Annotated in this window: 9 protein-coding genes, 1 tRNA gene and 1 pseudogene; 8 read left to right on the top strand and 3 right to left on the bottom strand. The window is 71.3% G+C overall.

All coding sequences use genetic code 11. From position 1 onward, the window contains the following. Together AC08OT_RS13435 and AC08OT_RS13430 are read right to left on the bottom strand one after the other, a co-directional pair. Window positions 1-2,153, bottom strand: a 2,153-nt coding sequence (locus tag AC08OT_RS13435) for an AAA family ATPase (RefSeq protein WP_476602867.1), incomplete at its 3' end; no start/stop codon positions are given. After that, window positions 2,153-3,340 carry an exonuclease SbcCD subunit D gene (locus AC08OT_RS13430; protein WP_476593461.1) on the bottom strand — a complete coding sequence of 396 codons (1,188 nt, stop codon included), beginning with the start codon at window positions 3,338-3,340 and terminating at the stop codon, window positions 2,153-2,155. The genes AC08OT_RS13435 and AC08OT_RS13430, both read right to left, overlap by 1 nt. A 394-nt stretch (window positions 3,341-3,734) precedes the next feature. Between AC08OT_RS13430 and AC08OT_RS13425 the strand changes: the two genes are divergently transcribed. From AC08OT_RS13425 to AC08OT_RS13410, 4 genes and pseudogenes are all read left to right on the top strand, one after another. Further along, window positions 3,735-4,994, top strand: coding sequence for a glutamate-5-semialdehyde dehydrogenase (locus tag AC08OT_RS13425; protein WP_476593462.1), 1,260 nt, complete (start codon window positions 3,735-3,737; stop codon window positions 4,992-4,994). 83 nt (window positions 4,995-5,077) lie between these two features. Beyond that, window positions 5,078-6,703: a malate synthase A gene (gene aceB, locus AC08OT_RS13420; protein WP_476593463.1), complete on the top strand. Its 1,626-nt coding sequence runs from the start codon at window positions 5,078-5,080 to the stop codon at window positions 6,701-6,703. 185 nt (window positions 6,704-6,888) lie between these two features. Beyond that, window positions 6,889-7,776, top strand: a complete 888-nt coding sequence (locus AC08OT_RS13415; RefSeq protein WP_476602866.1) for an AAA family ATPase — start codon at window positions 6,889-6,891, stop codon at window positions 7,774-7,776. Window positions 7,777-7,892: 116 nt separating this feature from the next. Continuing rightward, a pseudogene (locus AC08OT_RS13410) lies at window positions 7,893-9,339 on the top strand (vWA domain-containing protein). Between the two features lie 60 nt (window positions 9,340-9,399). On the opposite strand, the gene pgm reads toward AC08OT_RS13410, so the two are convergent. Then, complete coding sequence (pgm, locus tag AC08OT_RS13405) at window positions 9,400-11,091, bottom strand: phosphoglucomutase (alpha-D-glucose-1,6-bisphosphate-dependent) (protein WP_476595994.1); 1,692 nt, start codon at window positions 11,089-11,091, stop codon at window positions 9,400-9,402. A gap of 235 nt (window positions 11,092-11,326) precedes the next feature. Here pgm and nadD point away from each other — a divergent pair, with 235 nt between their 5' ends. The 4 genes from nadD to AC08OT_RS13385 all read left to right on the top strand — a co-directional run bounded on the left by nadD (window position 11,327) and on the right by AC08OT_RS13385 (window position 13,406). Continuing rightward, window positions 11,327-11,914 carry a nicotinate-nucleotide adenylyltransferase gene (gene nadD / locus AC08OT_RS13400; RefSeq protein ID WP_476594783.1) on the top strand — a complete coding sequence of 196 codons (588 nt, stop codon included), beginning with the start codon at window positions 11,327-11,329 and terminating at the stop codon, window positions 11,912-11,914. A 189-nt stretch (window positions 11,915-12,103) separates the two neighbouring features. Further along, window positions 12,104-12,559, top strand: a complete 456-nt coding sequence (gene rsfS / locus AC08OT_RS13395) for a ribosome silencing factor (protein WP_476594785.1) — start codon at window positions 12,104-12,106, stop codon at window positions 12,557-12,559. Next, window positions 12,556-13,254, top strand: coding sequence for a histidine phosphatase family protein (locus AC08OT_RS13390; protein ID WP_476594784.1), 699 nt, complete (start codon window positions 12,556-12,558; stop codon window positions 13,252-13,254). Before rsfS ends, AC08OT_RS13390 begins: the two co-directional genes overlap by 4 nt. 78 nt (window positions 13,255-13,332) lie before the next feature. Next, window positions 13,333-13,406, top strand: a tRNA-Ala gene (locus AC08OT_RS13385). The last annotated feature ends 330 nt before the right edge of the window (window positions 13,407-13,736 follow it).

Raw genomic sequence — 13,736 nt, 5'->3', positions numbered from 1 at the left:
GCCAGTGCCTCGGGGTCGCATAGCTCCGCCGGAACGCCGGCGAGCCGCCGGGCGGCACGGCCCCGGGCGTCCGCCGCGCGTTCCCGGGCTGCCTGCGCCGCGGTCCGTGCGGCGGAATGGCGGGCCGCGGCCTCCTTCTCGTTCTCGTGGACCTCGCGCAACGCGGCCTCCGCCGCGGCGAGCTTCTTAGCCGCCCGGGTCCGGGCGCGGACCGCGTGGGTCAGCACGGCGGCGAGTTCATCGAGCCGATCCGCGACCGGCGCCTCGGAGCCGCCCAGTAGCGTCGCGACCGGAAGCGCGCGGATCTCGGCGAAGGCGGCCTCGACGCGGTCGTCCGGGTCCGCGCTGTGGTCCGGGTCCGCCCTGTCGTTCGGGTCCGCGCGGTCGTCCCCGTCCGTTGGGCCGATCAGGTCGGCGTGCAGCGCCCGGACCCGGGACTCCCAGTGGGCCACCGCCCGGCCTGCCCTCGTCGCGGCGTCGGCGAGCCGGTCCGCCTCCTGCCCGGCCGCGGTCTCGGCGTCCTTGCTCACATGATCGGCCCGGGTCTCGGCCGGGTCGGGATGCTCCAGGGCCCCGCAGACCGGACAAGGCGTGTCATGGACAAGCGCGGCGGCGAGTTCGGCGGTGATGGCGTCGAATCGCTGCCGCCGGAGGTCGGATGCGTGGGTCCGGGCCGCGGATGCGTCTCGTTCGGCCTCGTCGGCCACGGTCCGCACCTGCCGCCCCTCCCGGACGGCGGAGGCCAGCTCCTTGGCCCACCGGGCCCGTTCGACCAGGCCGGGCAGGGCGGCGCCGGCTCGCCGGGCGACCTCCACCCGGGCCTCGGCCTCGACACGGGCGCGGGGCAGCGTGACGCTGATCGCCTCGGCGAGTTCGGCGGCGGACCGGGTGTGGGCGGCCGTGTCCCGGTCGGCCCCGGTGGCCTCCTCGGCGTCCCGCTCGGCGGCGGCGAGGGTGTCGGTCAACGTTTCCAGTCGCCCGGTCTCGGTGTGGGCGAGGCGGGCCAGGCGGGCGAGTTCCTCGGCAGGCGCCTCGGCAGGCCTCCCGGTGGCCTCCTCGGGCAGCGGTCCCGAGGGGGTGGGTTCTCCCCCGGGGAGGAGCCCGGATGGATGGCGTCCGAGCCGGTCCCGGGCGTCGCGTTCGTCGGCCTCGGCCCGGTGGACCGTCGCGGTGCGGCGGCGGACCTCGTCCAGGGCGGGCGCGACGACAGCGGCCCGGCGGGCCGCGTCCAGCCCGGTGGTGAGCAGCTCGATCCGGGGTGCCTGTGCCGCGAGCTCCTCCTGCCGGGCGGCCAGTATCCGGCGCTGCTCGACGCGTCGGGCGAGGTCGCGTGCCTGGTCCAGTGCCTCCTCGGCCGAGGTGCGCCGTGCTGCCGCCGCGCCGGCCGCCTCGTCGGCCGAGATGGCCGCCGCCGCGGCGGTCCCGGCGAGGTCCGCGGCCCAGCCGGCGTCGGCCGTCGGATCCTCCGGCTCGTCGACGGCCGCCACCTGCGAGACCCGGGCGGTCACCCGGTCGAGCTCAGCGCGGGCCAGCGCCAGCCGTTCGGCGGCGATCTTTGCCCGGTCCAGCAGCCACTGCTCGGCGTACTCGAAGCGGTTGACGTGGAACAGCCGCTTCAGGAGCTTCTCGCGCGCACCGTGGTCGGCCTGGAGAAAGTCAGCGAAGCGTCCCTGCGGGAGCATGATGACCTGGAAGAACTGCTTGTCGCTCATGCCGACGAGCAGGTCGATCTCATGGCCGACGTCCTCCATGCGGGTGGCGGCCATCTCCCAGCCGCCGGCGCCGTCGAACCGTTCCAGCCGCGCCGTCGGATGGGCGCGGGTCGTCCCGCCGCCGCGTTTCGGCTTGTCCCAGGCGGGGCTGCGGGTGATCCGGAAGCGTCCCGCCGCCACCGTGAACTCCAGCGTCACCTCCGGCCGCAGGGATGCCGCGGCGTGGTGCGAGCGCAGGTCCGGCGGCCCGGAGACCTCCCCGCGCATCCCCGGCACCCGGCCGAACAGCGCGAACCCGACCGTGTCGAGCAGCGTCGTCTTGCCGCCCCCGGTTTCCCCGCAGAGCAGGAGCAGGCCGCCGCTGCCGAGGACGTCGAAATCGATCTCGACGGTGCCGGGGAAGGCGCCGAACGCCGCCAGGGTCAGGTGGTGGGGACGCATCAGGCGACTTCCTCCTCGGCCCGGCGGGCGGCGCCGAGGGCTTCGGCGAGCAGAGCACGTTCCCGAGCCGAGGGAGCGCTGCGCACATGGGCGACGAAGGCCTCGGCGATCTCCAGCTCCGAGCGTCCCCGGGTCCGCCGGCCGAAACTGAGCATCTCGTCGGGTTCCGTCTCCGGTTCATGCGCGAGTCGCAGGGCGAAGGGGAACCGGCGCTGCAACCGGGCCATGGCGTCCATGGGGCGGATGGGGTCGGTCAGCACGGCGGAGACGAAGTCGGCCTCGCGCGGGGCATGGGCGGGGTCGGTGAGGAGGTCGGCAAGACTGCCGCGTAGCAGGGCCATCCGCCGCCGGGCGGGAACGCCGATCCGGGTCACGTTCCCCAGCCCGGTCGGACCGATCTCGACGAGCAGCGACGCCTTCGCGTCGCCGGACTCCGAAAAGGAATAGGCCAGTGGCGATCCGCTGTAGCGGACGGACGGGGCGATCGCCTGTGGCCGGTGCAGATGGCCGAGTGCGGTATAGGTGATCCCCTCGAACAACTGGGCCGGCACATTGCCCACTCCGCCGACGCTGATGTCGCGTTCGCTCTCGCTCGCCGCCCCGCCGGTGACCCAGGCGTGCGCCACCACGACGGACCGGGCAGCCGGATACCGTGCGAGGTCGGCCCGCACCGCGTGCATGGCCCGGTGCATCGCCCGGTGCATCGTCGCGGCGGGGAGCCCGGCGGCCGGGGCGCCCGAGCCGGATGGCGCCTGCGCCGGTTCGGGAAGCTGGGAGTTCGCCGCCGACGGCTCCAGGTAGGGGATCGCGTATACCCGGACCGCCCCGGCGGGATCCTCGACGACGACCGGATCCCCGACCGCGGCCGGATCCGTCCGGATGCGGACGCGGGGGTCGAGCAGGCCGGCCTTGTCGCCGAGCCGGCGGGCCGCGTCGTGGTTGCCACTGATCACCACGACCCGGGTGCCGGCGCCGCGCAGTCGGGAGAGCGCTTCGTCGAAGAGCTCCAGCGCGCCCACCGGCGGGATCGCCCGATCGTGCACGTCGCCGGCGATGAGCACGACGTCGACGCCCTCGGAACGGACGACGTTGACGAGATGATCGACGAAGGCCGCCTGGGCCGGCATCAGATCGTGACCGTACAGGCCACGCCCGAGATGCCAGTCGGACGTGTGCAGCGCACGCATGCGAGCACGGTAGGCAACCCCGTCGAGATGATCGTCACGGGGTCCGAACTGCGCGCCTTTCCGGCTGTTCCGGTTATCACCCTCCGCGTCCCTGCCTGTCGCGTCCCTGCCTGTCGCGGACCTGGCGGATCGCGGACCTGGATAACGGGATAAGTAGATGAGTAGTTAGGATTAGGAATAAAATAACTTGTTCACTTCGGGGTCCTCGCGAGCCCGTGACCTGCGAAGACGCATATTGGCTTGCATTAATTACTTCATTACGAATTCTTAACGGATGCAGGGATGAGTAGGTGACGGATGCGGGTGAGGAGCGATGAACGGCACGACCGCCGTGCCACCGGTAGCCTCGTAGCGGCGGGCAGCGCCGCGGCGCCCGCCTAACGGAGGACCCGAGATGAGCACCTCTGCGGAGGATGTCCGAGGCAGCGCCGTCCGTGCCAAGGCGGCGGCGGCCCTGCTGGCCCCGCGTAGCCGCGCCGAGAAGGACCGCGCGCTGCTCGCCATGGCCGACGCGTTGATCGCCCGTTCCACGGAGATTCTCGCCGCGAACGCCGAGGACGTCGCTGCCGCGCGGGCGGCGGGCACCGCCGAGGCGATAGTCGACCGGCTCACCCTCACCCCAGCCCGGCTCGCCGGCATGGCCGACGGCCTGCGTCAGGTCGCGGCGTTGGAGGACCCGGTCGGCGAGGTCGTGCGCGGCCGGGTGCTGCCGAACGGGATGGAGCTGCGCCAGATCCGGGTGCCCCTCGGCGTCGTCGGGATCATCTACGAGGCCCGGCCGAACGTCACGGTGGACGCCGCGGGCCTGTGCCTCAAGAGCGGCAACGCCGCGTTGCTGCGCGGGAGCGCCTCCGCGGTGCGTTCCAACACCGCGCTGGTGGCGGTGCTGCGCGCCGCCGCCGTCGCGAGCGGCTTGCCGGCGGACGCGGTGCAGCTTGTCCCCGGGGTGGACCACGACGCGGTCAAGCACCTGATGCGGCTGCGCGGGCTCGTCGACGTGCTCATCCCGCGGGGTGGCGCGGGTCTGATCCGGGCGGTCGTCGAGGAGTCGACGGTGCCCGTCATCGAGACCGGGGTCGGCAACTGCCACGTGTATGTGGACGCCGACGCCGACCTCGACCAGGCGCTTGCGATCACCGTCAACGCGAAGACCCAGCGGGTCTCGGTGTGCAACTCGGCGGAGACCCTGCTCGTGCACGCTGGCGTGGCCGGGGAGTTCCTGCCTCGGGTGCTGGCCGCCCTGCACGACGCCGGGGTCACCGTGCACGGCGACGAGGCGGTGCGCGCCGTCGATCCGCGGGTGCTGCTCGCCACAGACGACGACTGGGCGGCCGAGTACCTGTCGTTGGACATGGCCGTCGCCGTCGTCGACTCTCTCGACGACGCGGTCGCGCACATCCGGCGCTGGGGCAGCGGGCACACCGAGGCGATCGTCACCCGGTCTCTGCCGGCGTCGCGACGGTTCATCACGACCTGCGATAGCGCGGCCGTCATGGTGAACGCCTCGACCCGTTTCACCGACGGGGAGCGGTTCGGGATGGGTGCCGAGATCGGCATCTCCACCCAGAAGCTGCACGCCCGCGGCCCGATGGGGCTGCCCGAGCTGACCTCGACGACGTGGGTCGGCGTCGGCGACGGGCATCTGGTCACCTGAGGTCCGGGTCACCTGAGGTCCGGGTTACCGGGCCCGCCGGATCGGGCCGTCCGGGACGCAACGGAACCGGGAAGGGAATAGGTATGGGCTCGTTGGACGGGGTGACGGTGCACGGGGTGTCCGCGGTGCGGACCGTGCCGGGACTCACCGCGGATCAGGTCGACGCGGTGCTCTCCGACGACGCGCTGGCCTTCGTCGCCGGATTGCACCGCACGTTCGCCGGCCGGCGTGCCGAACTGCTCGCCGCCCGGGTCGCCCGCCGCGCCGCGATCGCCGCCGGGGCCACCCTCGACTTCCTGCCGCAGACCGCCGACATCCGGGCCAGGAACTGGCGGGTCGCGTCACCGGCGCCGGGGCTGGTCGACCGCCGGGCCGAGATCACCGGCCCGACCGACGCCAAGATGCTCATCAACGCGCTCAACAGCGGTGCCCGGGTCTTCATGGCGGACCTCGAGGACGCTAATGTGCCGACCTGGTCGAACATGGTCGTCGGGCAGCACAACCTGAGTGAGGCCGTTGCCGGCACGCTCGCCTTCACCTCGCCCGACGGCCGTCGTTACGAGCTCGACGAGTCCACGGCGACGCTCGTGGTGCGCCCGCGCGGCTGGCACCTGCCGGAGCGGCACGTCACCGTCGACGGGGAGCCGATCGTCGCCGCGCTCTTCGACGCCGGGATGCACCTGGTCCGCAACGCGCATGCCCTGCGGGCTACGGGCGTGGCGCCGTACTTCTACCTGCCGAAGCTGGAGAGTCATCTCGAGGCCCGGCTGTGGAACGACGTGTTCACCGCGGCGCAGGCCGAGCTCGGCCTGCCCGTCGGCACCATCCGGGTGACCGTCCTCATCGAGACGCTGCCCGCCGCCTTCGAGATGGAGGAGATCCTCTACGAGCTGCGGGAGCATTCCGCCGGACTCAACGCCGGCCGCTGGGACTACATGTTCTCCACCATCAAGACGTTCGCGTCCCGGCCGACGGAGTTCCTGCTGCCCGACCGCAACGGCGTGACGATGACGGTGCCGTTCCTGCGCGCCTACACCGAGCTGTTGGTCTCCACCTGTCATCGCCGCGGCGCGCACGCGATCGGCGGGATGGCGGCGTTCATCCCGTCGCGGCGCGACCCCGAGATCAACGCCGCGGCCCTGGCGAAGGTGCGCGCCGACAAGGAGCGGGAGTCCGCGGACGGGTTCGACGGGAGCTGGGTGGCGCACCCTGACCTGGTGCCGGTGTGTACCGAGGTCTTCGACGCGGTGCTCGGCGACGAGCCGAACCAGCTCACCCGGTTGCGTGACGACGTCAAGGTCGGCGCCGGCGACCTGCTGGCGGTGCGCGACACTCCGGGTTCCGTCACCGCGGCCGGGGTCCGCGGGAACATCAGCGTCGGGGTGCGCTACCTGGAGAGCTGGCTGCGCGGGATCGGGGCGGTCGGCATCGACAACCTGATGGAGGACGCCGCCACCGCTGAGATCTCCCGTAGTCAGATTTTCCAGTGGATAGCCGCCGGGGTCGTGCTCGACGACGGCCGTCCGGTCACGGCCGATCTGGTCCGGACCACTCTGGCGGAGGTGCTGGACCAGATCCGGCTCTCCATCGGCGCCGCCGCCTTCGACAACGGCCGCTGGAAGGACGCGGCGGCGGTGTTCGAGGAGACGGCGCTCGGCGAGACCTTCGTCGAGTTCCTCACTCTTCCCGCCTACGAGCGGATCGGCTGAACCGGCGAACACTTCGGGCGAACACCTCGGGAGAATCCCCGGGTGAACCGGCGGCGAACAGGTCGATGAGCAGCCCGCGGGTATCCGCCCGGCGGACGGCGGCGCGCAAGGCGTAGTCACCCGTCTGCGGCGCCAGCCTGGCAGTATGGACAGGGCGATGCCTGACACGGGGACGGAAGGTGGCCATGTCGCTGCAGGAACACGCTTTCGCCGAAGTCGCTGATGTGCGGGAACGGCTTCGCGTGACCGGATACCTTGCGGACGAGGCGATTGCCACCACAGTCTTCCTCGCGGATCGGCTGCGTAAACCGTTGCTTGTGGAGGGGCCCGCGGGTGTCGGTAAAACCGAGCTCGCGAAGGCGCTGGCGACCGCGGTTGGCGCCGAGCTCATTCGGCTGCAGTGTTACGAAGGGCTTGATGAAGCTCGCGCATTGTACGAATGGAACTACAAGAAGCAACTGCTGCGCATTCAGGCCGGATCGGGAGACGGCGGTGCCGAGGGTTGGCAGCAGGCCCACGACGACATCTTCAGCGAGGAGTTCCTGCTCTCTCGGCCGCTGTTGACGGCGATCCGCCGCCAGGAGCCGACGGTGCTGCTCGTCGACGAGACCGACAAGGCCGACGTCGAGGTGGAAAGCCTGCTGCTGGAGGTGCTGTCCGACTTCCAGGTGACGATTCCGGAGCTCGGTACCATCAGCGCCGCCCGCCGTCCCTTCGTCATCCTGACCTCCAACGCGACGCGGGAGCTGTCCGAGGCGCTCAAGCGGTGCTGCCTCTACCTCAACCTGGACTATCCCTCGGCCGAGCGGGAGAAGGAGATCCTGCTCTCCCGGGTGCCCGATCTCCCGGAGAGGCAGGCCGAATCGCTGGTCCGGATCGTCCGCGCGCTGCGGGCGATGGAACTGAAGAAGGCGCCCTCCATCGCCGAGACCATCGACTGGGGCCAGACCGTGCTCGCGCTCGGATTCGACACATTCGACGAGGCCGCCGTCGCCTCGACCCTCGGCGTCGTTCTCAAGCACGCCAGCGACCAGGCCCGAGCCATCAGTCACCTCAAGCTCGGCGCGAACTGAACCGCCCGAGCCCAACCCATCGACTCCATCAACTCCATTGAACTGATCGAATCCATCGAACTGATTACTAGCTGACGGCCGTCGCCACGGCCGCACGTCCACGAGGGGGCGCCGGCATGAACCTGCTGGACCGCACCGTCGATTTCACCGCGGCGCTGCGCCGGGCCGGTGTCCCGGTGAGCAGCGCCGAGACCGTGGATGCCGCCAGGGCCATCGGCGCGCTGGGCTGGGCCGAGCGGGACGCCGTCCGGGCAGCGTTCGCGGCGACCCTGTGCAAGCGGCCGCTGTACCGGCCGGCTTTCGATACTCTGTTCGACCTGTACTTCCCGCCCCGGATCGGGGACAGCGTGTCGCTGGACGACCTGGACGACCTGGACGACTTGGACGACCCGGCCGGGGCGGCGAACGGCGCGGCGGGGGACGTCGGCGTCGACCCTGGCGAGCTGTCGCCCGAGCAGCTGGAGGAGCTGCGCCAGGTGCTGCGCGACCAGTTGCTCGACGCGCTGCATGACGGCAACGACGAGGCGCTGCGCGCGCTTGCCCGGCAGGCGGTGAGCGCGTTCGGGTCGGCGCGCGGCAGCTCCGCCCGCTCGTGGTTCATCTACCAGGGTGCTGCGGGTGATGTCGGCGGAGACCCTCATCGCCGATCTGCTCGCGGCGATGCTGGCGGATTCCGAACGTGGCGGACTCGCCGAACGGGCCGTCCGGCAGACCATCACCGACCGGATCCGCGAGTTCGAGGAGATGGTGTCCACCGAGGTGCGGCGGCGGATGGCCGAGGAACGCGGCCTCGATGCGGTCGAGCGCACCGCGGTGAAGCCGCTCAGCGACCAGGTCGAGTTCCTGCGAGCCTCCCAGCGGGACCTGGTGGAGCTGCGCCGGCAGGTTTACCCGCTCGCCCGGCGGCTGGCGACCCGGCTGACCGCGCGGCGCCGGCTCGGCCGCATCGGCCGGCTGGACTTCCGGCGCACGGTGCGGGCGTCGCTGGCTACCGGCGGCGTACCGGTGGAGACCAGGCACCGCCCGCACAAGCCGCACAAGCCCGAGCTGGTCGTGCTGTGCGACGTCTCCGGCTCGGTGGCCTCGTTCGCGCATTTCACCCTGATGCTGACCCATGCGCTGCGCGAGCAGTTCGCCAAGGTTCGGGCGTTCGCCTTTATCGACACGACCGACGAGGTCACCAGGTATCTGCGCGGCCTCGACCTCGGCGACATGATGGCCCGCATCTCCGGAGAGGCGGACCTCGTCTGGTTCGACGGGCACAGCGACTACGGGCATGCCATCGAGGTCTTCGCCGAGAAGTACCCCGAGGCGGTCGGTCCCAAGACGTCGCTGCTGATCCTCGGTGACGCCCGGAACAACTACCGACCGACCTCGGCGACCATCTTCAGGCGACTGTGCTCGCAGGCCCGGCACTCCTACTGGCTCAACCCGGAGCCGCGCAGCTACTGGGGCTCGGGCGACGCGGCGACAAACGTGTACGCCGAGCTCGTCGACGAGATGGTGGAGTGCCGCAACATCGAGCAGCTTCAGGCGTTCATCGGGTGGCTTCTTCCGTCTTGACGGTCCCCAGCCCCGGCCCGGTCCCCGGCCGGCTCCGGGACCGGCCTGGGACCGGCAGGATCAGCCGCGGGCGAGGGCGGCGTCGACGATCGACTGTGCCTCCGTGATGACCTCGTCGAGATGCCCGGGGCCCCGGAAGCTCTTCGCGTAGATCTTGTAGACGTCCTCGGTGCCGGAGGGCCGGGCGGCGAACCAGGCGTCGTCGGTGACGACCTTCACCCCGCCGATCGCCGCGCCGTTGCCCGGCGCGTGCGACAGCGCGGCGGTCACCGGCGAACCGGCGAGCGTCGTCGCGCTGAGGCTCTCCGGGGTGAGCGCGGCCAGGATCTTCTTCTGCGCCGGGGTGGCCGGCGCGTCGACCCGCCGGTAGGCCGGGGCGCCGTGGGCATCGGTGAGCTCCCGGTACAACTGCCCGGGGTCCCGGCCGGTGACCGCCGTCATCTCGGCGGCGAGCAGGCAGGCGATGATCCCGTCCTTGTCGGTCGTCCACACCGCGCCGTCGCGGCGCAGGAACGACGCGCCCGCGCTCTCCTCGCCGCCGAAGCCCAGGTTCCCGTCGGTCAGACCGGCCACGAACCACTTGAAGCCCACCGGCACCTCGACCACGTCGCGGCCGAGGCTCGCCCCGACCCGGTTGATCATGCTGGAACTGACCAGCGTCTTGCCGATCGCCGTCCCGGTCGGCCAGCCCGGGCGGTGGCCGAACAGGTAGGCGATGGCCGCGGAGAGGTAGTGGTTCGGGTTCAACAGCCCGGCCGTGCCGGTGACGATGCCGTGCCGGTCGGCGTCGGCGTCGTTGGCGAGGGCGACGTCGAACGAGCCGGCCAGCCGCACCAGGGAGGCCATCGCGTACGGCGACGACGGATCCATCCGGATCCTGCCGTCCCAGTCGGTCGTCATGAAGGCGAAGGTCGGGTCGATCGTGGTGTTCACCACGTCGAGGTCCAGCTTGTACCGCTCGGCGACGGCCTGCCAGTACACGAGGCTCGCCCCACCGAGCGGGTCGACGCCGATGCGCACCCCGGCGCCGCGGATCGCGTCGAGATCGATGACGTCGCCGAGGTCCGCGACATAGGCGCCGACGTAGTCGTGGACCACGGCGGCGGCGCGCGCCTGCGGGTACGGCACCCGGGCCACGCCCGCGAGGCCACCGTCGAGCAGGGCGTTCGCGCGATCCTGGATGACCTTGGTGACGCCGGTGTCCGCCGGACCGCCGTGCGTCGGGTTGTACTTGAACCCGCCGTCGGCGGGCGGATTGTGCGACGGCGTGACGACGATGCCGTCGGCGAGGCCGCGCGCCGGGCCGGTCGCGCCGGTGGTGCCCGTCCTGCCCGTCCTGTTGCTTGACGTGCGCTCGCGGTTGTGGCGCAGGATCGCGTGCGAGATCACCGGGGTCGGGGTGGCCTCGCCGTCCGGGGCGATGCGTACCGCGACGCCGTTCGCGGCGAGGACCTCCAGGGCGCTCGCGAGCGCGGGCGCCGACAGTGCGTGCGTGTCGATCCCGACGAACAGCGGTCCGTCGACGCCGGCCTCCTTCCGGTAGTCGCAGATCGCCTGGGTGGTGGCCAGGATGTGGTCGGCGTTGAAGGAGCCGCGCAGCGCCGAGCCACGATGACCGGACGTGCCGAACGACACCCGCTGGGTCGGATCGGTGGGATCGGGATGGATCTCGTGGTAGGCGGCGAGCAAGCCGTCGACGTCAACGAGATCCTCGGGGGCGGCGGGTTGCCCCGCACGCGGACTGGTCGGCATGGGCGGGGTCTCCTCGCGGGGGGCGGGGCCGGCCTGCGGCCTGTGGTCAGCCTAGGCCGGGTGGGCCGTTCCGGGACGGGCCTGCCTGCGGCGGTCACGGCGGTGGGTGTGAGACCAGTGGGTGTGAGGTGCCGTGGCGGGTGAGGTGCCGTGGTGGGTGTGAGGCTTTGTGGCACATCTCCCGCCGGGCTGCGCCAAGCGGGCACGTGCGGTGATGCGGGGTTAGTGTCCGGTCGTGCGCCTCGGTGTCATGGGTGGGACCTTCGACCCCGTCCACAACGGGCACCTCGTCGCAGCCAGTGAGGTGGCCGCCCTGTTCGATCTGGACGAGGTGGTCTTTGTGCCGAGCGGGCAACCCTGGCAGAAGATTCATCGCAAAGTCTCCGCCGCCGAGGACCGCTATCTGATGACCTTCCTCGCGACGGCGGGGAACCCGCAGTTCACGGTCAGCCGGATCGAGATCGACCGGGGCGGCGCCACCTACACCATCGACACCCTGCGAGACCTGCGTGCGGCGCGACCGGACGACGAGCTGTTCTTCATCACGGGGGCGGACGCGCTCGCGCAGATTTTCACCTGGCGTGACCACCGCGAGCTGTTCGAACTGGCCCACTTCGTCGGCGTGAGCCGGCCCGGTTACCAGCTCGCGCTGGACGCCGCCCTCCCGGCCGGCGCCGTCAGCCTGCTGGAGGTCCCGGCGCTGGCGATCTCCTCGTCCGACATCCGGGAACGGGTCGGCCGCCGGGCGCCGATCTGGTATCTCACCCCCGATGGGGTCGTGCGCTACATCGCCAAGCGGCGTCTCTACCAGGGTGCTTCCTGACTCGCCAAGCCGTCCGGGCGGGCCACCGGGCCAGGCGATATCCCGATTTTTCGGCCCGTCGTGGACGCGAGGAGTGCCCTGCCCGCGCGTCGATGTGTCACGCTGGATGCAGCCGTCCGGTCCCGGACGGTGCGCGAGGCAGCCGAGGACGGATGCCTCCCGCCCGTCACCACCCTGGAGAACCCGAGCGTGACCGCTTCCCCGCGAGCCGTCGAACTCGCTCTCGCCGCCGCGCAGGCGGCCGCCGACAAGCTCGGCCATGACCTGCTCATCCTCGACGTGAGCGATCGGCTGGCCATCACCGACTGCTTCGTGCTCGCCTCCGCGGGCAACGAGCGGCAGGTCAAGGGCATCGTCGACGAGATCGAGGAGCACCTGCGCCGGCTGGGAGCCAAGCCTGTCCGGCGGGAGGGGGAGCGGGAGGGCCGCTGGGTCCTGCTCGACTTCGTCGACGTGGTGGTGCACGTGCAGCGGGACGAGGAACGGGTCTACTACGCCCTCGAACGGCTCTGGAAGGACTGCCCGGTGATCCCGTTCGTCGACGCGGCGGTCGGGGCCGGGACCGGTGTCTCCCCGGGGCCCACCGCGGCAAGCGGCGGCTCGGGCTCGGGTGTGGCCGGGCCCGGTACGGCGACCCCACGGTGAGGCTACTGCTCTGGCGGCACGGCAGGACCACCTGGAACGACGTCGGCCGCTTCCAGGGGCACGCGGATCCGCCCCTCGACGCCACCGGGCGCGCCCAGGTCGCCGCGGTGGCCCCGGTCATCCAGGCGATGCGCCCGGAACTTGTCGTCTCGTCCGACCTGCAACGTTGCCGGGACACCGCGGCGGCGCTCGGCGCGCCCTTCCGCTCCGACGCGCGGCTGCGCGAGATCGATCTCGGCGCGTGGTCCGGGTTGACCGCTGCCGAGGCGGCCCAACGCTTCCCCGCGGAGGATCGCGCCTGGCGGCGGGGGGAGGACGTGCCCCGTGGCGGTGGCGAAACCTACCGGCAGGTGGCGGAGCGGGCCGGCACGGTCTTCGACGAGGTCCGGGCCGAGGGGTTCCCGGCCGAACGGGACGGTCTCGTCGTGTTTGTCCTGCACGGCGGTACCGCCCGGTCACTGATCGGTCATGTGCTCGGCCTCCCGCCGGAGCTCTGGTGGCACTTCGGACCGCTCGCCAACTGCCGGTGGTCCGTCCTGCGGCTCGTCGAGGGTGGGTTCCGCCTGGTCGAGCACAACGCGGGGCCGCCGACTGGTAAGGTCGGGACCGCCGGATCGGGACTGACTGAGACGCTCCTGCCGAGCCAGGGGGCGCCGACAGCAGCCGACACGGAGCCTGTACACTTGCCGAAGTAGTCCATCAGGACAGGTTTGGTGTCCGGGTGGGGTACAAGACCGGGTTTACTCGGGTCTGATATAAAATGAATGGCAGTTGGGGCTGTGGCGCAGTCTGGTAGCGCATCACACTGGCAGTGTGAGGGTCAGGGGTTCGAATCCCCTCAGCTCCACGTGATCGGGTTGATCCTGTTCGGTGACCTTCGGTCACCTTCATGGACTCCCGCGTAATGTCTGTCCAGGGGGGATGACCCCGGTCAACCCGTTTTCATACGCCATGCCCCGACCTGCGCTTGCAGTGGTTGGTACATACCCCGGGGGGGTTCGTGGACAGACCCCCTTACCAGCGCTTGCTCGATGCTTGCCTGCGCAAGCGCTGGTAAGGGGGTCTGCGGCGAAGCGGCGAATCCGCGTGGTCTCTCTAGGCCGCTCATCGGCCGTCGGGCCTCACTCCTTCCCTTGCTTCTTCTGGCTAATAGTTGATGTCAGCATGTGCACTAGGG

The sequence above is a fragment of the Frankia sp. CgJB1 genome (assembly GCF_977947065.1).
The sequence above is the reverse complement of the archived record's forward strand: the minus strand, read 5'-3'. Positions and strand labels throughout refer to the sequence as shown.